The 20808-nt window shown below is 70.0% G+C and carries 27 protein-coding genes; 12 read left to right on the top strand and 15 right to left on the bottom strand.

Going from position 1 to position 20808, the window contains the following annotated elements:
* Window positions 1-12 precede the first annotated feature (12 nt).
* The 4 genes from B0B14_RS02370 to B0B14_RS02355 form a co-directional block, all read right to left on the bottom strand.
* Window positions 13-909 carry an SDR family oxidoreductase gene (locus B0B14_RS02370; protein ID WP_076679927.1) on the bottom strand — a complete coding sequence of 299 codons (897 nt, stop codon included), beginning with the start codon at window positions 907-909 and terminating at the stop codon, window positions 13-15.
* 303 nt (window positions 910-1212) lie between these two features.
* On the bottom strand, window positions 1213-2898 hold the full coding sequence (locus B0B14_RS02365) for an ABC1 kinase family protein (RefSeq protein WP_076679926.1): 1686 nt from the start codon (window positions 2896-2898) through the stop codon (window positions 1213-1215).
* A 53-nt stretch (window positions 2899-2951) separates the two neighbouring features.
* Window positions 2952-3515 carry a PadR family transcriptional regulator gene (locus B0B14_RS02360; protein WP_076679925.1) on the bottom strand — a complete coding sequence of 188 codons (564 nt, stop codon included), beginning with the start codon at window positions 3513-3515 and terminating at the stop codon, window positions 2952-2954.
* An 81-nt stretch (window positions 3516-3596) separates the two neighbouring features.
* A complete protein-coding gene (locus B0B14_RS02355; protein WP_076679924.1) occupies window positions 3597-3959 on the bottom strand; it encodes a winged helix-turn-helix transcriptional regulator in 363 nt (120 codons plus the stop codon).
* Window positions 3960-4115: 156 nt separating this feature from the next.
* On the opposite strand from B0B14_RS02355, the gene B0B14_RS02350 reads away from it, so the two are divergent.
* Window positions 4116-4991 (top strand): SDR family oxidoreductase, encoded by an 876-nt coding sequence (locus B0B14_RS02350; protein WP_076679923.1) that lies wholly within the window; start codon window positions 4116-4118, stop codon window positions 4989-4991.
* 51 nt (window positions 4992-5042) lie between these two features.
* Here the strand turns inward: B0B14_RS02350 and B0B14_RS02345 are convergent, their stop codons facing one another.
* Both B0B14_RS02345 and B0B14_RS02340 read right to left on the bottom strand, forming a co-directional pair.
* Window positions 5043-6122: a DNA glycosylase AlkZ-like family protein gene (locus B0B14_RS02345; RefSeq protein ID WP_076679922.1), complete on the bottom strand. Its 1080-nt coding sequence runs from the start codon at window positions 6120-6122 to the stop codon at window positions 5043-5045.
* A gap of 94 nt (window positions 6123-6216) precedes the next feature.
* Window positions 6217-7038 carry an SDR family NAD(P)-dependent oxidoreductase gene (locus B0B14_RS02340; protein WP_076679921.1) on the bottom strand — a complete coding sequence of 274 codons (822 nt, stop codon included), beginning with the start codon at window positions 7036-7038 and terminating at the stop codon, window positions 6217-6219.
* Window positions 7039-7170: 132 nt separating this feature from the next.
* Here B0B14_RS02340 and B0B14_RS02335 point away from each other — a divergent pair, with 132 nt between their 5' ends.
* Both B0B14_RS02335 and B0B14_RS02330 read left to right on the top strand, forming a co-directional pair.
* Window positions 7171-7998, top strand: a complete 828-nt coding sequence (locus B0B14_RS02335; protein ID WP_076679920.1) for a CPBP family intramembrane glutamic endopeptidase — start codon at window positions 7171-7173, stop codon at window positions 7996-7998.
* A gap of 139 nt (window positions 7999-8137) precedes the next feature.
* Window positions 8138-8674: a DUF1697 domain-containing protein gene (locus B0B14_RS02330; RefSeq protein ID WP_179085256.1), complete on the top strand. Its 537-nt coding sequence runs from the start codon at window positions 8138-8140 to the stop codon at window positions 8672-8674.
* Here the strand turns inward: B0B14_RS02330 and B0B14_RS02325 are convergent.
* Window positions 8671-9072, bottom strand: a complete 402-nt coding sequence (locus B0B14_RS02325) for a type II toxin-antitoxin system VapC family toxin (protein ID WP_076679918.1) — start codon at window positions 9070-9072, stop codon at window positions 8671-8673. The two genes, B0B14_RS02330 and B0B14_RS02325, sit on opposite strands and share 4 nt — an antisense overlap.
* Window positions 9073-9226: 154 nt before the next feature.
* Window positions 9227-10477, bottom strand: coding sequence for an HNH endonuclease signature motif containing protein (locus B0B14_RS02320; RefSeq protein ID WP_076679917.1), 1251 nt, complete (start codon window positions 10475-10477; stop codon window positions 9227-9229).
* A gap of 344 nt (window positions 10478-10821) precedes the next feature.
* Here B0B14_RS02320 and B0B14_RS02315 point away from each other — a divergent pair, with 344 nt between their 5' ends.
* Genes B0B14_RS02315 through B0B14_RS02305 form a run of 3 tightly spaced genes read left to right on the top strand, consistent with a single transcriptional unit; the run spans window position 10822 to window position 12510 of the window.
* Window positions 10822-11796, top strand: coding sequence for an ADP-ribosylglycohydrolase family protein (locus B0B14_RS02315; RefSeq protein WP_076679916.1), 975 nt, complete (start codon window positions 10822-10824; stop codon window positions 11794-11796).
* A 31-nt stretch (window positions 11797-11827) separates the two neighbouring features.
* Window positions 11828-12232 (top strand): VOC family protein, encoded by a 405-nt coding sequence (locus B0B14_RS02310; protein WP_076679915.1) that lies wholly within the window; start codon window positions 11828-11830, stop codon window positions 12230-12232.
* Window positions 12229-12510, top strand: a complete 282-nt coding sequence (locus B0B14_RS02305; RefSeq protein ID WP_076679914.1) for a winged helix-turn-helix transcriptional regulator — start codon at window positions 12229-12231, stop codon at window positions 12508-12510. Before B0B14_RS02310 ends, B0B14_RS02305 begins: the two co-directional genes overlap by 4 nt.
* 11 nt (window positions 12511-12521) lie before the next feature.
* On the opposite strand, the gene B0B14_RS02300 is transcribed toward B0B14_RS02305, so the two are convergent.
* Window positions 12522-13226 carry an NUDIX hydrolase gene (locus B0B14_RS02300; RefSeq protein WP_076679913.1) on the bottom strand — a complete coding sequence of 235 codons (705 nt, stop codon included), beginning with the start codon at window positions 13224-13226 and terminating at the stop codon, window positions 12522-12524.
* An 86-nt stretch (window positions 13227-13312) separates the two neighbouring features.
* Here B0B14_RS02300 and B0B14_RS16435 point away from each other — a divergent pair, with 86 nt between their 5' ends.
* From B0B14_RS16435 to B0B14_RS02275, 6 genes are all read left to right on the top strand, one after another.
* Complete coding sequence (locus B0B14_RS16435; protein WP_179085255.1) at window positions 13313-13462, top strand: hypothetical protein; 150 nt, start codon at window positions 13313-13315, stop codon at window positions 13460-13462.
* A gap of 111 nt (window positions 13463-13573) precedes the next feature.
* Window positions 13574-14035 carry a peptide-methionine (R)-S-oxide reductase MsrB gene (msrB, locus tag B0B14_RS02295; protein ID WP_076679912.1) on the top strand — a complete coding sequence of 154 codons (462 nt, stop codon included), beginning with the start codon at window positions 13574-13576 and terminating at the stop codon, window positions 14033-14035.
* Window positions 14032-14577, top strand: a complete 546-nt coding sequence (msrA, locus tag B0B14_RS02290; RefSeq protein WP_083710276.1) for a peptide-methionine (S)-S-oxide reductase MsrA — start codon at window positions 14032-14034, stop codon at window positions 14575-14577. Before msrB ends, msrA begins: the two co-directional genes overlap by 4 nt.
* Before the next feature lie 88 nt (window positions 14578-14665).
* A complete protein-coding gene (locus tag B0B14_RS02285; RefSeq protein WP_076679911.1) occupies window positions 14666-15475 on the top strand; it encodes a glycosyltransferase family 2 protein in 810 nt (269 codons plus the stop codon).
* Window positions 15472-16305, top strand: coding sequence for an endonuclease/exonuclease/phosphatase family protein (locus tag B0B14_RS02280; RefSeq protein WP_256714218.1), 834 nt, complete (start codon window positions 15472-15474; stop codon window positions 16303-16305). Before B0B14_RS02285 ends, B0B14_RS02280 begins: the two co-directional genes overlap by 4 nt.
* A complete protein-coding gene (locus tag B0B14_RS02275) occupies window positions 16302-16907 on the top strand; it encodes a DUF2238 domain-containing protein (RefSeq protein WP_076679909.1) in 606 nt (201 codons plus the stop codon). Before B0B14_RS02280 ends, B0B14_RS02275 begins: the two co-directional genes overlap by 4 nt.
* Here B0B14_RS02275 and B0B14_RS02270 read toward each other — a convergent pair.
* The 6 genes from B0B14_RS02270 to B0B14_RS02245 form a co-directional block, all read right to left on the bottom strand.
* Window positions 16886-17506, bottom strand: coding sequence for a GyrI-like domain-containing protein (locus tag B0B14_RS02270; RefSeq protein ID WP_076679908.1), 621 nt, complete (start codon window positions 17504-17506; stop codon window positions 16886-16888). The two genes, B0B14_RS02275 and B0B14_RS02270, sit on opposite strands and share 22 nt — an antisense overlap.
* A 34-nt stretch (window positions 17507-17540) precedes the next feature.
* The gene (locus B0B14_RS02265) at window positions 17541-18041 is read right to left on the bottom strand and encodes a bifunctional nuclease family protein (RefSeq protein WP_076679907.1); all 501 of its coding nucleotides are present in this window, start codon (window positions 18039-18041) and stop codon (window positions 17541-17543) included.
* A gap of 76 nt (window positions 18042-18117) precedes the next feature.
* Complete coding sequence (locus B0B14_RS02260) at window positions 18118-19071, bottom strand: aldo/keto reductase (RefSeq protein WP_076679906.1); 954 nt, start codon at window positions 19069-19071, stop codon at window positions 18118-18120.
* A 60-nt stretch (window positions 19072-19131) separates the two neighbouring features.
* Window positions 19132-19638, bottom strand: a complete 507-nt coding sequence (locus B0B14_RS02255; protein ID WP_076679905.1) for a GNAT family N-acetyltransferase — start codon at window positions 19636-19638, stop codon at window positions 19132-19134.
* Window positions 19635-20027: a DUF3054 domain-containing protein gene (locus B0B14_RS02250; RefSeq protein WP_076679904.1), complete on the bottom strand. Its 393-nt coding sequence runs from the start codon at window positions 20025-20027 to the stop codon at window positions 19635-19637. The genes B0B14_RS02255 and B0B14_RS02250 overlap by 4 nt, the downstream gene beginning before the upstream one ends.
* Before the next feature lie 59 nt (window positions 20028-20086).
* Complete coding sequence (locus B0B14_RS02245; RefSeq protein ID WP_076679903.1) at window positions 20087-20728, bottom strand: NAD(P)H-binding protein; 642 nt, start codon at window positions 20726-20728, stop codon at window positions 20087-20089.
* Window positions 20729-20808: the final 80 nt, after the last annotated feature.

Raw genomic sequence — 20808 nt, 5'->3', positions numbered from 1 at the left:
CCGGCGACGGGGTCAGGGAGTCGGCATGCCGCCGTTCACGTTGAGCGTCTCACCGATCACGTAGCTCGACTCGGCCGATGCAAGGAAGACGAATGCGGGCGCCAGCTCGGCGGGCTGACCGGCGCGGCCGATCGGCGTCTGCTCGCCGAACGTCTCGAGCTTCTTCTTCGGCTGCCCGTCGGACACCTGGAGCGGGGTCCAGATCGGGCCCGGAGCGACAGCATTGACCCGGATGCCCTTCGGCGCGAGCTGCTGCGCGAGACCCTTCGTGAAGGCGTTCATCGTCGCCTTCGTCGACGCGTAGTCGACCAGGATGTCCGACGGCGAGTACGCCTGGATGGAGGTGGTGTTGATGATCGACGAACCGGGCGTCAGGTGGGCGAGTGCGGCCTTCGTGATCCAGAACATCGCATACACGTTCGTCTTGAACGTATCGTCGAACTGCTCGTCCGACAGCGTGGTCAGGTCTTCGTTGAAGATCTGCTTCCCGCCGTTGTTCACCAGGATGTCGAGGCCGCCGAGGGCCTCCGCCGACTTCGCGACGAGCTCGCGGCAGTACTCGGGATCCTTGAGATCGCCCGGGAACGTGAACACCGTGACACCGGCTTCGCGGAGGATGCCGGCGATGCGCTCGGCATCCACTTCCTCCTCCGGGAGGTACGACATCGCGACGTGGGCGCCCTCGCGCGCGAAGGCGATCGCGGTCGCGGCGCCGATGCCCGAGTCGGCACCGGTGATGAGCGCCTTGCGACCGGTCAGTCGGCCGGTTCCGCGGTAGGTCTCCTCGCCGAGGTCGGCCTTGGGGTCGAGTTCGGCATCCAGTCCCGGCTCGGGCTGGTGCTGCTTCTCGATGTCGATGTCGGCGTAGAGCTCGGCCGGGTTGACGAACGTGTACTGGTCGCGAGACATAGGTCGCTACTCCCTCTTTCGAAGATCGTGGGCAGGAGACGAGATCTCTCGGTACGAGATCGGTCTGTGCGAGACCTCACGGTGCGAGATCCCGGCGAGGAGGCCGGTCGTGGCCGTCGTGTCGCCACGCAGCCCGTGCATCGGCATCCGGTTCTTCGACGCTACGGGCGGCGACGCGATCTGGCTCGGGGGTTGCGCACCGCTGCAGGATCGCCTACGGCGCCCCTTCGACGCGCTCAGGGACCCCCGGCGGAGGGAGCGCAGGGGCCCGCGGCGGAGGGAGCGCAGGGGCCCGCGGCGAGGTCAGCGCCGGGTCACGCCGGCGAGCAGCGCGTGCAGGAGCGGCAGGGCGGAGGCGCCGATCAGGATCCAGCCCCACACCGCGTCGTCCGCCCGCAGCAGCACGCCGGCGATCAGCAGTCCGGCGAACAGGATCGCCGACACGATGCGCCGGCCGGTGCGCTCCAGACGCGCGATGCGCTTGTCGAGCTTGGGCGTCTCGACGGCGACCTCGCCGTTCTCGATGCGCGACGCGAGGGTGTCGAGTCGTCGAGGCATCCGGGCGATGATCCCCGCCTGGGACGCGACCTCGGATGCGAACGCCTGCACGACGTTGCCGCGCTCGTCGCGCAGGAGCTGCGCCGCGTACGGCTCGACGGCATCCCAGATGTTGAACGCGGGGTCCAGCGAGCTGCACATGCCGGAGGTCAGCGACATCGCGCGGATGATGAGGAGGAAGTTCTCCGGCAGCTGGAACGGCAGCGCCCGCACGACATCGCCGAACTCGATCGCGAACGCCCGGAACTCGCGCGGATCGACTTCCTGCAGCTCGGCGAACCCCATCCCCCCGAACCGGGCGAACAGCTGCGTCATCGCGCGCTCGAGCTCGGCCGTGTCGGCAGAGGGAAGAAGCACACCGACGTCGCGGATGCTGTCGACCAGGCCGCGCCCGTCTCGGGAGGCGACCGCGATGATCAGGCGACGGAGGCCGCGCCGAAGACTCGAGGGCACCTCGCCCATCATCCCGAAGTCGATGAACGTGAACTTCCACGCCGGGGTGCCGGCATCCGTCGTCGCACCCGTCGGCGTGACGAAGATGTTCCCCGGGTGCGGGTCCGCGTGGAAGAAGCCGTGCACGAAGACCTGATCGAACATCACCGACGCGAACTTCGCCGCCACCTGCGACGGATCGATGCCGACCGCGCGGAGCGCGTCGACGTCGTTGATCTTGATCGCCGTCACGTCGCCGAGGGTCAGCACGCGCCGGGTGGTGCGCTCCCACACGACGTCGGGCACGGCGACGCTGACGTCGTCGGCGAAGTTCGTCGCGAAACGCTCGGAGTTGGCCGCCTCGTGGAGGTAGTCGATCTCCTCGAGGCTCGTGAGCGCGAACTCCTCGATGAGCTGGGGCAGGTCGACGTGGTCCGACACGATGCGCACGCGATCGAGCCATCCGGAGACTTTGCGGAGAGCGGCCAGATCGACATCGACGATCTGGGCGATCCCTGGACGCTGCACCTTGATCACGACGTCTTCGGCACCGAACTCGACGACGTCATCGGGCACGAGCCGCGCCCGATGCACTTGACCGAGCGATGCCGCCGCCAGCGGGACTTCCTCGACGGAGGCGAAGGCACGAGCGAGGGGCACGCCCAGCTCGGCCTCGGCGAGCGACCGGATCGCCGGAAACGGCACAGCGGGCACTTCGTCCTGCAGCCCCTCGAGCTCTTTCGTGATCTCCGGCGGCAGGATGTCCAGGCGCGACGACATGAACTGTCCGACCTTGATCATGAGTCCGCCGAGGTCGACGGCGAGCACGTGGAAGTGCTGCGCGATGCGCTGGAGCCGCTTCCCCCGGTTGCGCGCCGACACCCGCGCGAGACCCAGCCGCGGCAGGAACAGCTCGAACCACCACGCCTGCACCATGTAGCGCATCGCGAACCGCGTGATGCGGCGATAGCGCGCGCGCATGTCACCGGCGTCGGACATCGCACCTCCTGGACGCGCCCGCGCCGCGGCGGGTCGTGCCGAGGGCACCCCGGTCAGTCCTGGGCGAGGATCGAGTAGAGCTTACGGCGCGTTTCGTCCAGGAGGGCGACCGCCTGCTGCACCTGCTCGGCAGAGCCGGAGCGGCCGACCTGCGCCACGGCCTGGGCGAGCTCGACGCCGGCCTTCGGGAGAGCCGTCGCACGGCCGCTGTCGCGCGGTCCCTGCGTCTCCCACGGAGCCGAGCCGTCGGCGGAGTCGGCCACGGCACGGCCTTCTTCGGTCAGCGAGTAGGTCTTGCGACCGTTCGACTCCTCCGCGAGGATGAGCCCCTCGTCTGCAAGAAGCTGGAGCGTCGGGTACACCGAGCCGGGGCTGGGCTTCCACGAGCCGCCGCTGCGGTCCTCGATCTCCTGGATGATCTGGTAGCCGTGCATCGGCTTCTCGGCGAGGAGCGCCAGCACGGCGGCGCGGACGTCGCCCTTGCCCATGCGCGTTCCGACCTTCTGCTCGAACATGCCGCGGAACTGCTCCATCGCGTCCCACAGGCCGCCGGGTCGTCCCTGACCCGATCCGCGAGAAGCTCCACCGAAGATGTCGCCGGGGAATGACGTGCTCATGTTGACCTCCTGGTAACGACTGCTGATCGATAATCAGCGATACTCAACGATATATCGCTGAGCATGGGAGTGGGCCGTGAATCAGCGGGCGACGATGTCGTCGGCGTGCTGGGCGATCCATTCCATGAGGGGCAGCATCCGCTCCATGAGGGCATCGCCGAGCGGGGTGAGCGCGTACTCGACCCGCGGGGGCACCTCGGGGTACGACGTCCGGGCGACGATGCCGTCGGCTTCGAGCGTGCGCAGCGTCGAGGCCAGCATCTTCTCGCTGATGCCGTCGACGCTGCGCCGCAATTCCCCCCAGCGAGCGGTGCCGTCGGTGAGGGCGGCGAGCACGAGCACCCCCCACTTGCTCATCACATGGTCGAGCACCACGCGCGTCGGACAGTTCTCGGTGAACACGAGTGCGTCCGCTGCGCGGAGATCCGAGAGATGGGCGGTCATGGCGTCCTCCAGACTCCGGATGCGTCGCTCCGGCGATGCGCAATACTAACCCGAGGGTGGGTACCTTACGTCAAAGTGGGTACCCTCCGATAGGAATGCAAGATTGCGAAGGAGGGTTCAGCCGGAGGACAGACATCCGCTCCGGAAGGAACCCCCATGACCATTCTCGTCACCGCCTCCAGCGGCCAGCTCGGCCGCCTCGTCGTCGATGCGCTCCTCGCCCGCGGCGTCGCGGCCTCCGACATCGTCGCGGGTGCCCGGACGCCGTCGAAAGTGTCGGATCTGGCAGAGCGCGGCATCCGCACCACCGCACTGGACTACAACGACCGCGACACGATCGCGGCGGCACTCGAGGGCATCGACTCCGTGCTGCTGATCTCGGGGTCCGAGCCCGGCGATCGCGTCGAGGGTCACCTCAACGTGATCGCCGCCGCCGAGGCCGAAGGGGTCGCGAAGCTCGTCTACACGAGCGCTCCGCAGGCGACCGAGTTCGACTGGCCGCTCGGCGTCGACCACGCTGCAACCGAGAAGGCCCTCGCCGACAGCACCGTGCCGCATGTGATCGTGCGGAACAACTGGTACATCGAGAACGCGGTCGGCGACGTGCTGCGCGCCGCGGAGACCGGCGTGATCGCCGCAGCAGTCGGCGACGCCAAGGTCGCTCGCACGACGCGTCAGGACTTCGCCGAGGGCGCCGCCGTCGTGCTGATCGAAGACGGCCACCTCGAACGGATCTACGAGTTCGGCGCCGACACCGCGACCACCCACTTCGACCTCGCTGCGGCGGCATCCGACGTCCTCGGGCGTCCGGTGACGTACCAGCCCCTGACGAGCGACGAGCTCCGCGCAGGCCTCGCCGCCGCCGGGCTCGACGACGCCACGACCGGCTTCGTCGCCTCGATCGACGCGGGCATCGCCGGCGGAGTGCTCGATGTGGCCGACGGCACTCTGTCGCGTCTCATCGGCCGCCCCACGACGTCGCTTGTCGAGGGCCTTCGCGCCGCCGTCGCGGCAGCGCGCGTCTCGGCCTGACCGCGCCGGAGCAGCGGGGAGTGGCGTCTCGCGCGTCACTCCCCCAGGCCGTCAGCCGAGCCCGACGACGTCGAGACCGAGCCACTCCGCGAGGGATCTGATCTCGGCACGGACCATCTCGGTCTCCTCCGGCTCGAACGGGAGGAACTCGTGCACGGCAGTGATGCGCAGCACGTCGCGCACCTGATCGACCTCGGCATCGAGCATGCCCACGAAACGGTCGCCCATGAGGATCGGGTGCGCGAAGTAGCCGTACACGCGCTGCGGTTTGGGCTTGAACTGCTCGAGGACGTAGGTGAACTCGAACAGCTCCGTGAGCCGGGGGCGGTCGAAGAGGATGCTGTCGTATGGATTGAGGAACGCGACGCGACCCTCGGAGTCGTCGTCGAGCGCAGCGAGGGCCTCGGGGTCGACGCGGAACGCCCATCTGCTCCCGTCGACGACAGCCGGCTCTCCTGCGTCTGCGACCAGCGACCATGGCGATCTGCGCTTCGCGATCCCCGCCGCCTGCAGCCGGCGTTCGGCCAGGAGAGCGGATGCCTCGTCGCGGTCGTACTCCGGCAGATCGGAGGGGTACACCCTCTCGGCGAGATCCCAGACCCGGTTGCGGCCGTCGCGTCGTACGATCGCGACCTCTCCCTGACGGGCGAGGAAGTCGAGCATGGTCGGCACCTGATTGGATCCCGACCAGCCGTCGGGCGGGCGGGCCGCCTGTGCCGTGTCGGGGATCGCCGATGCCGGGAGAGGACCCTCGGCGCGCAGCCGAGCGAGCACGTCGGCCCGGAAGCGGGCGTTCGCATCGAGCCACTGCCGGCTGCTCTCGCGCTGCGGCCAGACGCGCATCGCGGGACGCAGGAGCGGCAGCAGGCTCATCGGGCGGAACGCACCGTCGAACTCGAACAGCAGCCGATCGATCTCGACGGCCTTCTGCAGCTGCCCGGACTCGTACGACCAGCCGATGCGCGACCACAGCACGGTCTGCTCGCACGGGGCGATCGTGGCCGTCGGGTCGATCTTGATGTAGCCGAGCTGCTCGGCGACTTCGACGACGTCACCCGGCCGATCGGCGTCCAGCAGCTGCGCGCGCACCACGATGCGGCGCGCCTGGTCGGGGGTGAGGTGGTGGGTCACGGTGCCGAAACCGTAGCACCGGCGGCATCGTCCGTTGACGTCCGGCCGGCCGCAGCGTGTGCGTACCGGTCGGATTCGTGCGGTCAGTCGTCGATCACAGCCCGACCATGTCGGCGCTGAGCTCCCACAGCTTCGCGGCGAGCGCAGGGTCGGAGGCGAGCGGGTTCGTGCGCGACGGCGCGTCGTCGGAGTAGTACTCCCCCGAGATCCAGGTCACGTCGGGCGTGCCCTCGACGAGCCAGGTGAGGTGTGCGCCGCCCTCCTCGCTCGAGATGAGGAACTTCTTGGCGATCGGATTCGTGTAGAGGAACTTCCACGGACCGCGGGCTGCCGCCGCGAATCCGCTCGCGACGGCTCCGGGGTGGAATGCGACGGCGGTGAGGCCGGCATCCCGGTAGCGGTGGTGCAGTTCCTTCGTGAACAGGATGTTCGCGAGCTTGCCGTTGCCGTACGCGGCGCTCGCCGAATACGAGCGGGCGCCTTGCAGGTCGTCGATGTCGAACTTCGCGAACCGCTGTGCGGCGAGGCTCGCCGTCTGGATCACGGCGGCCCGGCTCTCGATGAGCCGGTCGAGGAGCAGGTTCGTGAGGAGGAATCCGCCGAGGTGGTTCACCTGGAACGTGAGCTCGTAGCCGTCGACGGTCACGGTGCGCTCACCGAAGATGCCGCCGGCGTTGTTGGCGAGCACGTCGATCCGCGGATACGTGTCACGCAGCGCCGCCGCCAGCTCGCGCACCTGAGAGAGGTCGCTGTAGTCCGCGACGAACGACGCCACCCCCAGCTCGCTCGCGACGGCGGCGGTCTTGTCGGGGTTGCGCCCGACGATCACGACCTCTTCGCCCGCGGCGTGGAGCTGACGCGCGGAGGCGGCGCCGATCCCGTCGCTTGCTCCGGTGATGACGATGGTGCGCGGCACGGTTCCTCCTGAAGTGGTCTGTCGTGCCAGCGTAGGTCGGATCGACGTCGCTCCAGACCCATCGGCCGGAGCCGCTGGAGCTGCGGGGCGCGCGACGAGTCCTGGATAGGCTGACCGCGGAGGGCTCCCCCGATGACCGACACCCGTCTCGACCGTCGCCCGCCCCTGCTGCTGCGTCTCGCGATCGTGCTGCTCGGGGTGGTCGTCGTGTGGGGTTCGGTGATCGCTCTGGGAACCGCGCTCTTCGGGGGACGACCGACCGTCGGTGCGCGCGTCTTCACAGCTGTGTCGGTCGGATGCCTTGCCGTGGCTCTCGTGGTCGCCGCGCGGCGATGGCTCGACCGGCGGCCGTTCTCCGGCCTCGCGCTCCCGGTCTCCCGCGCGGCGTGGCGCCCGTTCCTGGTCGGGCTCCTCGCTTTCTCGGCTCCGAGCCTCGTCGGACTCGGGGTCGCGGTCGCGGCGGGGTGGATGACGGTGACGACGCTCGCACCCGGCCCCGAGGTGTTCGGGATGCTCGCACTCGTCGTCGTCACGGTGTTCGTGTACGAAGCCGTTCCGGAGGAGCTGGTGTTCCGCGGATACGTCTTCCGCAATCTCGCCGCGGCGATGCCGCCGTGGCTCGCCGTCGTCGCGCAGGCCGTTCTCTTCACCGTGCTGGGGACCGCGCTCTGGGTCGTGGGCGAGGGGTGGGAGGTCTTCACCGAGCGGGTCGGGATCTTCTTCGCCATGGGAATCGTGCTCGGGCTCATCCGGATCGTGAGTCGCAGCGTCTGGGCCTGCGTCGGGTTCCATCTCGGCTTCCAGGTCGTCGCCCAGACGCTCACCGGCGACACCGTCTCGATCAGCGGGCCGTACGTGCTCGCCGTGATCCTCCCGGCGTTCGTCGTCGGCACCCCGATCGTGGCGCTGCTCACGCGCGGGCTGCCGAACTGGTCGGAGGTCGAGCCCGACCCTCGGTGATCGCACCCCGGGCTCCGGCCTTCGGCGGCGTCACATCGCGGTCTCGCGCCGCTGGCGACACCGCCGTGGCATCGCCGGCATCACGGAAGCGGCCGCGGAGTCCCGCGTGGAGGTCCGCGACCGGCCCTACGATCGAGCCGTGCACCACGTCGCGTTCATCAGGAACGTCAATCAGGGCCAGCGCGGGCAGCCGTCCACGGCGGATCTCGTCGGGGCGTTCGCCGACGCCGGATGCGCGGATGCCGTGACGTTCCAGAGCAACGGCACGATCGTGTTCCCGGCAGGCACTCTCGGCGTCGACGGGGCGGACGCCGTGATCGCGGACGCGCTCGTCGCGCTCGCGGCGCGTTCAGGGCTGGAGCGCGAGGGATTCGGGATGCCGCTGTCGTCGCTCGGCGCGATCGTGGACGCGCACGCCGGGGAGCCGGACGCGCATCGACGCGAACTCACCCTCCATTCGGGTGGGGTGCTCGAGATGGCCGATCCGGATGTCGTGCGCGAGGCCGCCCACCGACGGTGTCGGGTGGTCGATGCCGGCCCCGGGTGGGCCGTGCTGCTCAATGAGCGCGATCGGGAGAGCAACGGAACCCCCGTGGTCGAGCGGCTGACAGGCGGACCCGCGACGTCGCGCGGCATCCCGACGCTGGTCCGCCTCGTGGAGCGGTTCTCGCGCTAGACGCTGAAGAGCTGGTCGTACGACGCGATCGGCACGATGTGCTCCGCGGCGGCGATCAGTGCGGGGTCTTCGGTGATGAGGGCGTCGGCCTGCAGCTGTGCCACGGCGAGGTACTCCGCCTGCTCCGTGTCGTCCCACCCGCTTAGGCCTGCGATGACGAACGCCGTCGAGCGCGACACCCGGTCGCCGAGCAGCCTGATCTTCAGCCCGGCGATGCCCTCCAGCTGCGCGCGGGCCGTCTTCTCGTCGAGCGATCCGTCGCGCGACGCCCGGTAGAGCGCGGAGAGGGCGTGGGATCGGAGGATCGACGGCCCCACCAGGGAGTGCGCGGCGTCGACAGGCCGATCATCGGTGACGATTCGCAGCGCGGTCGGCGCGTCGATGGCGAAGCGGGTCATGCGAGGATCCTGGCACGACGCCCCGACATCCGCGCACGCTGATCGACGATCCGCCGGCAGCGTCGCTGGATCGCCGGATCGCCGGGACAAGACTCGGTACGCACCGAGACGCTCGACGACGTCACCTGCCCGGCGATACGCGAGGGTCGCTGACTCAGGCGGCATACCGGAACACCGGAACGCGGCGCTCGGGCTCGACGAGATAGCGGCGGCCCGTGGGCGAGGTCCACTCGATCGTGCCGTTCTCGAACTGGCGCAACGTCCACCCGCCGTGGTGCTTGACGATGTGATGTCCTCTGCACAGCGGAGCGGTGTTCCATAGCGACGTCGTGCCGCCGTGTTCCCAGGCGATCGAATGATCGATCTCGCAGCGGGATGCCGGAATGCCGCATCCGGGTGCCATGCACCGATCAGCCCGCCAGCGGACCAACCGCCGGAGAGCGGGAGGAGGTCGATACTGGTCGCGGCCGACCGAGAGCACCATGCCGGTCTCGGGATGGGTGAGAACCCGCATCCACCCGTCGGCGCCTCCGCAGAGTTCGCGCGCGCGGTCGAGGGGAATGGGTCCGATGCCTTCGACGACGGCGGGGCCTATCACTCCGGCCCCTGCGGTGTCACCGAGGAGGGACAGAGCGGGAACCGTGACCGCGACGCTGGCACGGATGCCCCGAGCCCGCTCGGGGTGCGACATGGTGTCGCCCTCGATGAGGAGGTCGCACATCACGTCGGCGCGCAGCTGATCGAGAGTGCGGACTTCTCCTTCTTCGGCCGCCAGCACCTTCGCGATCGACGTTGCCCGATCGAACACCGCCTGGGCCTCCACCGCCGGAATGTGGAGATGCAGCCACGCCATCGCATCGTCGACGTACTCGATGGCCACCCGGCGACGATCGAGGGCCTCCGCGTGGCGCTCGGCGAGGGTCTCAGCCTCATGCTCGGCGACGAGTTTGCGCAGCCGGCGGCGGAACGTGCCGACGGATTCGCGCTCAGCAAGCTCGACGGCCCGCCCGATCAACGCCTCGCGCACCTCGAGGGATGCGCCCTCCAACTCATCGACGAGGGCCTGCGCGTGACGCTCGGTCATGCCGGCGCGGCCGAGCGACGCCAGCGCCTGCGGGTAGCGATGAACCAGCGCCTCGGAGAGCGCCAGCAGCTGATCGGCCGCGGCCTCGGTGATGCGCAGCGCCGCCGCGAGCTCGAGCCGGATGCCTCGCTCGACGACGGGAACGAGTGCCCGACCGTGGGCTTCGGCCTCGGCGAGACCCTGGCGATGCATCGCATCGACGCGCACGACGCGGTCAGCCGCGAAGACAGACATCATGACGGAGACCTCGACGACGAGATCGACCGCATCAGGACCCTCGCACGCGTCATCCCAGTAGGCGGGAGATTCATCGAGATCCATGTCTTCATATTAGAACAAATGTTCTAATATGGCAACAGTGAAGACGACGGACGCCTCGACCCGAACGCCCGGCGCGGCGCCGTGAGCGTTTCACCGGAAGGGGCCAGTCACCGCGAGCGAGTCGGCGGCCACCGTCTCCGGCGAGGATGCGCCGTGCAGATCGCACGCACTCGTCTCGGACCCGCCCGGCACGACACGCCACGTCGGAGGCCGCCCCTAGGCTGACGACCTGGACGAGTTCGAGCAGCTCGCCGCGCGGGCGATGCCGCCGCCGCGCTGCCGATCGAACAGCTCCCGCAATCCACCCCCCGGCCGCCGCGCGCACCCCACCCGAAGGACAAACGATGATCTCTCTCACGTCGGTCCAGGTCGACCGCGCCGTCGGCTCCGTCCTCGCTTCGGCGGCCGGCGACGCGCTCGGCTCGCAGTACGAATTCGGGCCGAGTCTCGCCGACGACGTGGTGCCCGAGTTCGGGATCGGCTACTTCGGGCACGGGGTCGGCGAGTGGACCGACGACACGAGCATGGCCATGCCGATCCTCCACCAGCTCGCCGAGGGTCACCGGCTCGAGGATCCCGTTGCTCTTGCCGCGATCGTCGAGGACTGGCTCCAGTGGTCGCACACCTCCCGCGACGTCGGAGCCCAGACACGTGCCCTGCTCGGCCGGCTCGTCGTCGGCGCGATCACGGAGGAGTCGGCGCGGGCGGCATCCGAATCGCTCCATGCCCAGCACGGCAAGAGTGGCGGAAACGGCTCGCTGATGCGCACCGGGCCCGTCGCCCTCGGCTACCTCGACCGCTCCCCTGCCGAACTGGCGGCGGCCGCCGGCCGGGTGGCGAAGCTCACCCACTGGGAAGACGACAACGCGGATGCCTGCGCGCTGTGGTGCCTCGCGATCCGACATGCGATCCTCACGGGCGAGGTCGATGTGCGTGCGCAACTCGAGTGGATCCCTGCGCAGCGACGTGAACGCTGGCTGCATCTGATCGACGACGCGGAAGGGAGGCATCCGCGCGACCTGTCTCAGGACAACGGCTGGGTCGTTCGGGCTTTCCAGGCCGCCCTGGCCGCCGTGAGCGGGTCGACCTCCCTCGCCGATGCCCTCGAACGCGCCGTGCGCGGCGGGAACGACACCGACACGATCGCGGCCATCGCAGGATCTCTCGCGGGCGCCCGCTACGGCGCATCGGCGGTGCCCGCCGAGTGGCGTGGGGTCCTGCACGGCTGGCCCGATCTGCGCGCGACAGACCTCGAACGGCTCACGCTGTCGGCGCTCGCCACGGAGAACCTGATCAGCACGAACCATGAGGGCCCTTGACGCCTCACTTGTATTTTGCAAGTATCCATCCATGAGCCTCTTCATCACCTGCCCGGTCGAGAGCGTGGAGCGCGCGACCGCCTTCTACACCGCCCTCGGCTGGACGCTCAATGCCGAGATGTCGGACCACAACGTGTCGTGCTTCGCGATCGCGCCCGAACAGTACGTGATGCTCGGCAGCCGCGAGATGTACGCGAACGTCGGAGGCGTCGAAGAGCTGATCGGCGGCCCCGACACTCCCTCGAAGGTCACGGTGTCGTTCGACCTCGAGAGCCGCGAGGCGGTCGACGAACTCGTCGAGCGCGCGGGTGCCGCCGGAGGCCGCGTCGGCGACACCGACGACTATCCCTTCATGTACCAGCGCCAGTTCGACGATCCCGACGGCTACCACTACTCGCCGTTCTGGATGAAGCCGGACGCCGACCCGACCGCGTGAACGACCTCGCCGCCGCCCTCGACGTCGTCGGGGCACGATGGGCGCTGCTCATCGTGGAGCGGCTCCTCGACGGACCGCAGCGCTACGGCGATCTGCAGCGCGACCTCGGGGTGCCGACCAACATGCTCGCGATCCGCCTCCGCGAGCTCGAAGCGGCCGGCATCCTCTCGCGCCTCCCCCTGCGGCACAACACCCGGGCGTACGCGCTGACCGATCGCGGGCGCGCGCTGCGCGAGGCGATCGCCGCACTCGCGCACTGGGGCGCCTCCGAGTCCTGAGGGGCTCGCTCTCAGCGCCCCGTGTCGCCCGCGGCGTCGAGAGGCAGTTCGCGCGCGTCGTTCCACGGCTCGGCCCAGCCGAGCTCGTCGAAGAGCCGCGAGAGCAGCATTCCGGTGAAGCCCCACACGAGGTGCCGGCCGACGAGGAACCCCGGTCCGCGCCATTCCTGACCATCGCGGCGGATCACCGTCACACCACGATTCGCGGGGTCGAGGAGGTCGGCGACGGGGGCCCGGAACACGTCCGCCGACTCGGCGGCGTCGACCGCTCGCACGGGTGACGGCTGCCGCCACCAGCCGAGGACAGGCGTGACGAGATGGCGCGAGAACGCGAGCGGAACGCGGGGAAGCGCCCCCAGCACGTCGACTCCCGCCGGGTCGAGACCGGTCTCCTCCTGCGCCTCGCGCAGTGCCGCCGCGACGGGACCATCGTCGTCGGGATCGATGCGTCCACCGGGGAAGGCGACCTGCCCGGCGTGCGAGCGCAGCGTGGCCGCGCGGGAGAGGAGCAGCACATCGAGGTCGCGCGTCACGGCACGCGCTTGCGCCTCGTGGTCGCTGGGAAGCGAATCCAGAACGCCGAAGAGGATCAGGACGGCGGCGTCGCGGGGGCGCGTGCCGGTGGGCAGGCCGGACGGGATGAGCGAGGATCCGGCATCCGCGACGAAGTCCGAGAGCTGCGCCCGCGCGCTCGGGGGATTCTCGCTCGCGGGCATCCCCTCAGGCTACGCCGGGTGGCGGCTACCGCGCGGCCGGTGTCAACCGGGTTGCGCGCGGGGCCCGATCACGATGGGCTGGAGGCATGACAGACGCACAGCTGCCACCCCGCGAGCCCGGCCCCGAACCCGACACGACCGGCGCGGCCGAACCCGATGACATCGACGCACCTCTCGACGCCGAAGACGCGCCGGCGCTGGTGCACGAAGACGGCAGCGTCGACGAAGAGCACTGACGTCGCGGAACTCACGGCCCGCTCCCAGCTTCGCGGGACCAAATGAGCGCGGGCGTCCGTTGTGTTCTGTGACGCCGCAGCCAGCGGCGGCACCCGAGGAGGAGCCACACCATGACCAGCGACTACCGCAGGACCCCCGAGGCCGTCAGCGCCCTCACCAATCTCCAGTACTCCGTCACGCAGGACGAGGGCACCGAGCCGCCGTTCCGCAACGCCTACTGGAACAACCACGCGCCGGGCATCTACGTCGACATCGTGTCGGGACAGCCCTTGTTCTCGTCGACCGACAAGTACGACAGCGGAACCGGATGGCCGAGCTTCACGAAGCCGATCGACCCGGAGGCGGTCACCACCAAGACCGACTGGAAGATGCTGATGCCGCGCACCGAAGTGCGCTCGTCCGGCGCCCAGAGCCACCTCGGCCACGTGTTCCGAGACGGCCCGAGGGATGCCGGAGGCCTGAGATACTGCATGAACTCGGCCGCTCTGCGCTTCGTACCCGTCGACGAGCTCGACGACCAGGGCTACGGGGCCTACCTCGCCCGCTTCGACACCGACAAGGACGCATCATGACCGACAACGGAACCATCAACGAGACCCCCGGCACCGAGACCGCCGTCCTCGCGGGGGGCTGCTTCTGGGGCATGGAAGATCTCATCCGCCGCCAGCCCGGCGTTCTCCAGACCCGCGTCGGCTATACCGGCGGCACGAACGACCACGCCACCTACCGCAACCACCCCGGTCACGCCGAAGCCGTCGAGATCGTCTTCGACCCCTCGAAGACGACGTATCGCGACATCCTGGCCTTCTTCTTCCAGATCCACGACCCGTCGACCCTGAACCGTCAGGGCAACGACATCGGCTCCAGCTACCGCTCCGCGATCTTCCCGCTCAGCCCCGGGCAGGAGCAGGTCGCCCGCGACACGATCGCCGACGTCGACGCGTCGGGGCTGTGGCCCGCGAAGGCCGTCACGACGATCGAGCCCGCGGGTCCGTTCTGGGAGGCCGAGCCCGAGCACCAGGACTACCTGATCCGGTACCCCAACGGCTACACGTGCCACTTCCCGCGCGCCGGGTGGGTGCTCCCGAAGAGGGATGCCGCCGCCCACGCGTGACAGACGGCCCCCGGATGCCGCAGCGCTCGTCGCTGCGGCATCCGGCGTTTCCGCGCACCGTGTCAAGGGTCTGCGAGGAACCGCGGCGATGACGAGACTGGGACGGATGATCTCCCCCACTCCCCCGCCGGCGACCGTCTCCATCGTGATCCCCGTCAAGGACGACAGCGCCGAACTCGCGCGCTGCCTGCGCGCACTGTCGCTGCAGACACGGCGACCCGACGAGGTCATCGTGGTCGACAACGGATCGACGGACGCCTCGGCGACGGTGGCCCGCGAAGCGGGCGCGCGCGTCGTGCGCTGCGATCGTGCGGGGATCCCCGCCGCGAGCTCCGCCGGCTACGACGCGGCCTCGGGCGATCTCATCCTGCGCCTCGACGCCGACTGCCTCCCGGCGGCGAGCTGGGTCCAGGTGATGACGGCCGCCTTCGCCGCACGACCGGACGTCGGCGTCTTCGCCGGCGGCGCGGTGTTCGTCGACGGCCCCCGGGCGCTCCGGTCTCCGCTGGCCGCCGCGTACCTCGGCGCGTATGCGCTCCTCCTCGCTCCCACCCTCGGCCACCTGCCCCTGTTCGGGTCGAACCTCGGTTTCCGACGGGATGCCTGGCACGACATCCGCTCTCTCGCCCATCGCGCTGACGCCGAGCTGCACGACGATCTCGACCTCGCCTTCCACTTCGGCGAGCGGCACCGCATCCGCTTCGTCGCAGACGCGGCGATGGGCATGTCGATGCGACCCTTCGCCAGTCGACGCGCCTTCGGTCGGCGGATCGTCCGCGGCGCCCGTACCGTGATCGTGCACTGGCCGCACGACTTCCCGCCGATCAGGTGGACGCGGCTCGCGCTGCGTCGGATCCTGCATCGGCTGGGTGTGCCGACCCCACGGCGGGCATCGTGAACGACGCCGTCATCGGTCCGGTCGCCGCGCCCGGTCTGCACGTCATGACGTTCAACGTGCGGCGGCGGATCACCGGCACGACCCGACCACGCGACCGGTGGAGCGCACGCCGACCGCTGCTGCGGCGACTTCTGCGCCGCGAGCAGCCGAGCGTGCTGGGCGTGCAGGAGGCGATGCCCGATCAGGCCGCCGCGATCGCCGAGGCGCTCGGCCCGGAGTACGCGTTCGTCGGCCGTGGTCGCGAGAGGGGCGGACGCGGCGAAGGGTGCCCGGTCTTCTTCGACGGCGAACGGCTCGAGCTCCTGGAGTGGGAGCAGGTCGCGCTCTCCGACGAACCGTCGCGGGCCGGGTCACGATCCTGGGGCAACCCGCTCCCCCGTCTGTACGTCGAAGCCGTCTTCCGCGATCGGGCGACGGGGATCGAGTTCGTCGCGATCAACACGCACCTCGATCCGTTCTCCGCGAAGTCCCGCGTACGAGCGGCGGAGGCCCTCCGGCGGCGGCTCGCGGGGAGCGAGCGGCCGTGCATCCTGACCGGAGATCTCAACGCTCGACCCGGGTCGCCGGCCGTACGGGAGCTGCTCGCCGAGGACCGACTGCAGGATGCCTGGACCGTCGCGCGCACGCGCCTCACGCCGGAATGGGGCACGAATCCCGGCTATCGTCCGCCGCGCGTCGGCGCATCCCGCATCGACTGGATCGCCGTCACGCCGGGCATCGACGTGGAGCGCGTCGCGATCGACGCGCGTCCGGTGGACGGCGCATGGCCGTCCGATCATTTGCCCGTCCACGCCGTCATCGTCCTCCCGCAGAGGGGCGCCGGCGCATGATCGAGGACTTCCTCCGCGCTCCGCGCGGCGCCGGAGAGCTGATCGCCGATGCCGTCCGCGTCATGGCCGTCGTGGGGGTGGGCATCGCGGCGATCTGGTGGAGCCCGACGGATGCCGGGATCCTCGCGCTCGCCCTCCCTGCGGTGATCGCGCCGCGCTTCCTCGCGGTGCGGCCGGGGTTCGACATCGCCTTCGGTGCGACGGTGCTGATCGCGGCATGGAGCAATGTTCTCGACCTGTACCGCACGGTTCCGGGATGGGACCTCGTGGTGCACTTCGCCTGCACCGGTCTCGTCGCGGCGATGACGCTCGTCGCCCTCGGGCGGTGGCGCATCGTGGCACCGGTCGGCGACCTCCCGCGCAGGGCGGGCCTCGTCCTGACTCCGATCATCGCGCTCGCGGCGAGCGCCGTGTGGGAGATGATCGAGTGGCTGGGCTTCGAGTTCGTCTCGGACGAGATCTTCGTGACCTACACCGACACGATCGGCGACATGGCGGCAGGCGGGCTGGGCGGCCTCGTCGCCGGATGCGTCCTCGCGTACGTCCGCGTCGAGCGGGAGCCCTCCGTGCGACCCGCGCCTCAGGCGTCGGCCACCGGCTGACGCAGGATCGTGCGGAGCTTCTCGGGGGCCGTGCGTCGCGCGTCGTTCAGGTAGATCTCGTGGTGGAGTCCGGTCATGCGCAGTCCGAGCCGCGGAATCACCTCGTCATGGAGTTCGGCCAGCACGGACGCTTCGTCGTCGTACGAACCGACGTGGAGGGTCTGCACGCAGCGTCCTTCAGCGAGCTCCTCCACCCGCAGGAGCTCGAGCGAGGGCGCCGCACCCTTGAGCGCGACGCGGCGGCGGACCTCCTCGATGTGCTCGGCCGTGATCCCGTCGGGCACGAGGTTCATCACCGTCCAGTTCCACGTCGTCTTGTCGCGCGCATCGGTGAAGCTCGCCATGTCGTCGGCCCACCACTGCGCCTCCAGCGGCATGACCGTGTAGTCGCGGCCGAGCTCCTTCTTGCTGAAGAACTTGAGCGCGTAGGCGGTGCCGAACAGCGTCGCGACGGCGTCGCGGTACTCCGGCGAGATGTTGGGGTCGCCGTGGCCGTCGATCATCAGGAAGCGCTGCGGCGCGACGTCGACGACGTCGAAACGCCCTCGCCGCGCCGTGTACGTCGCGATGTCGCGCTTCAGGTCGACCTTGGCCTCCACGAACGCAACGCTAGCGGGCCGCTCCGACAGCGCGTCAGCGGAAGTCGTCGGGCTCGACCTCGTCGAGGAAGTCGCGGAACTCGTCGATGCTCGCCGCGGCATCCTGATCGCCCTCGTCGTCGGTGACGTTGTCGGCCATGCCGGCGGCATCCATCACCGCGTCCGCGACCCAGATCGGCGCGCCCACCCGCGAGGCGAGGGCCACGGCGTCTGACGGACGCGCATCGACGACCTTCGGGCCGAGCTCGGTGGCGAGCGTGACCTCGGCGAAGAACGTGCCGTCCTCGATGCGGGCGACCTCGACCTGGGTCACATCGGCGCCGGAGGCCTCGAGCAGCCCGCGCATGAGGTCGTGCGCGAGCGGACGCGGCACCTCGGCGCCCTCGACGGCGACGAGTATCGACGAGGCCTCCTGGGCTCCGATCCAGATCGGCAGCAGACGGCCCTGGCCGGGCAGCTCGTCGATCGGCTTCAGCAGGACCACATGCTGTTGCGCGGCATCGAGCGCGACGGCGGCGACACGGACCTGGACCATGGGACTCCCTTCGAGGCGACGGGAACTGGCTTCCATCGTACGCACGCTTCCCCGCGGAGGGGTCGCGGCGAAGCGATCACGCGGTCGCGGGCGTCCACGACGACACGCGGTCCAGCTCGGCGAGCTCGTCGGCGGTCAGTTCGACGCGGGCGCCGTCGAGCAGATCGGCGACCTGACCCACCTGCGAGGCCGACGCGATCGGCGCCGCGACCGTCGGCTGCGCTCGGAGCCAGCCGAGCGCCGTCGCGGCGATCGAGACGCCGTGAGCGCGCCCGATCCCCTCGAGTGCGTCCACGATCTCGATGCCCTGCGTGGTGGCGTACTTCGCAGCGCCGCCCGCGCGTGGCGACGACTGGCCTGCGGCATCCGTCGACCGGTACTTGCCGGTGAGGAACCCGCTCGCGAGCGCGTAGTACGGGACCAGACCCATGCCGAACTCCTCGGCGACCGGGACGATGCTGTCCTCGACGGCGCCTCGGTGGACGAGGTTGTAGTGCGGCTGGATCGCGACCGGCCGTGGGACGCCGAGCTCGTCGGCGAGGCGGATCCACTCCCGGATGCGGTCGGCGGTGTAATTCGACACCGCTGTGTGGCGCACGATTCCGTCCGCCACGAGATCGCCGAACGCCTGCACCGTCTCGGCGAGCGGCACCGACGCGTCATCGAAGTGCGCGTAGTACAGATCGATCGTGTCGACTCCGAGTCGGGTGAGCGACGCCTCGGCGGCGGCGCGCACGTTCGGACCCGCCAGACCCTTGTAGTCGGGGTGCTGACTGACCTTCGTCGCCACGACGACGCCCTCGGGGCGGCGCGACGCGAGCCACTCGCCGATGATCGTCTCGCTCTCGCCGCCCGCGTTGCCCGGCACCCAGGCGCTGTACGCGTCGGCGGTGTCGATGAAATCGCCGCCGCCGGCGACGAACGCGTCGAGGATCTCGAAGGATGCATCGCGGTCGGCCGTCCAGCCGAACACGTTGCCGCCGAGGGAGAGGGGGAGGATGTCGAGGGAGCTCGTGCCGATTCGCGTCATGCTTCACCACAACACGCGGCCGATGCCGGAATTCCCGGCGCCTGCCGTACGACGCGCGTGTCAGCCGACGGCGCGGGCGAGGTCTTCGAGCTCGGCGCCGGTGAGCCTGCGGGTGGTCCACTCCTCCATCGGCACGGCGCCGAGCGAGCGGTAGAAGGCGATGGACGGCTCGTTCCAGTCCAGCACCGTCCACTCCAGGCGCGAATAGTCCCGCTCGACGCACACGGCGGCCAGCGAGGCGATGAGCGCAGTGCCATAGCCGCGGCCGCGCTGGTCGTCCTGGACGAAGAGGTCTTCGAGCCAGATGCCGTGCCGGCCCGTCCACGTGGAGTACGTCAGGAACCAGATCGCGATGCCGACGATCGCGCCGCCGCGCACGACGACATGCGCGAACGCCTTCGGCTCGGCGCCGAAGAAGGTCTCGGCGATCGCCTCGACGGTGTTCTCCACGGCGTCGGGTTCGCGCTCGTAGACGGCGAGGCCGCGGATCGCGTCGAGGAGTCCAGCTTCGTCGCCGGGCTGCGCCGCCCGCAGGACGGCGCCGTCGGCGAGCGTCCGCGGAGTCACGTGGCGGTCCGTTCGCGGTGGCGGACGACGAGCGCGACGACCACGCGCCACCCGACGAGGAACGCCAGCAGCACACCGCTCGCGACGATCACGAACGCGAACGCGGTGCTCTGACCCGACAGGGCGCGCAGCAGCATCCCGCCGACGATCGTGACCATCCAGATGCCGAATCCCGTGCTCACGGCGGAGACCGGCACGCGGCCGAGCAGACTCACGATCCAGGCGAGGGAGAGCGCCGTCACGAACGGCCAGATGGTCTGCAGCAGGCCGAGCACTCCGGACTCACCGTGGCTCGCGCGGCCGATCACCGCGAACACCACGACCAGCGCGGCATCGAGCGCGTAGGCGCCGAGGACGCCGGATCGACCGACACGGGAGACGGATGCCATCCGTCCAGCCTAGGCACCGCGGGGAAGGCTCCTCGACACGCTCCGAGCAGCGGCGCGGGTCACACGATCGCCTGGGCGATCGGGACGTCGCCGGAGTTGAAGGCGATCGTCCGTCGGATCGTCGCGGGCTCGGCGAGGGTCGCGGCGACCACGGCCGCGACGTCCGCCCGCGACACCGACTCCGATTCGGCGGCATGCGTGTCGATGAGACCCGTCGGCGCATCGAGCGTGAGCGTGCTCGGGGCGAGGATCGTCCAGTCGAGTCCGCTGGCACGCAGATGCTCGTCGGCGGCGGCCTTGGCCTCCGCGTACGCGAAGAACGCGTTCTCCGGAGGCACGCCGTGGTTGGTGCTCGCGCCGAAGTACGACACCATCACGTACCTGCGCACATCGGCCTGAACGGCGGCGTCGATCGAGCGGATCGCGGCATCGCGGTCGACCGAGTACGTGCGCTCGGGGCTCCCGCCGCCGGCACCGGCGGTCCACACGACCGCGTCGTTCGCGCTCACCAGGTTCGCGAGCTGGTCGGTGTCGAACTGCTCGACGTCGGCGACGAGCGGCACGGCACCGGTTGCGGCGACCTCGTCTTCGTGTGCCGAATTGCGGATCACCGAGGTCACGTGGTCGCCGCGGGCGACGAGCAGAGGGGCGAGGAGCAGGGCCACTTTGCCGTGTCCTCCGATGAGCAGAATCCTGGCCATGGAGCATCCTTCCGTCCCTCCCGAGCCTACGGGGATGACGCAGGGACGGGGCGGCGCGGCGTGATCCGATCGCGAGCGGG

Source organism: Microbacterium sp. RU33B (assembly GCF_900155915.1).
GTDB lineage: Bacteria > Actinomycetota > Actinomycetes > Actinomycetales > Microbacteriaceae > Microbacterium.
This window is presented reverse-complemented; position numbering and strand designations above follow the sequence as displayed.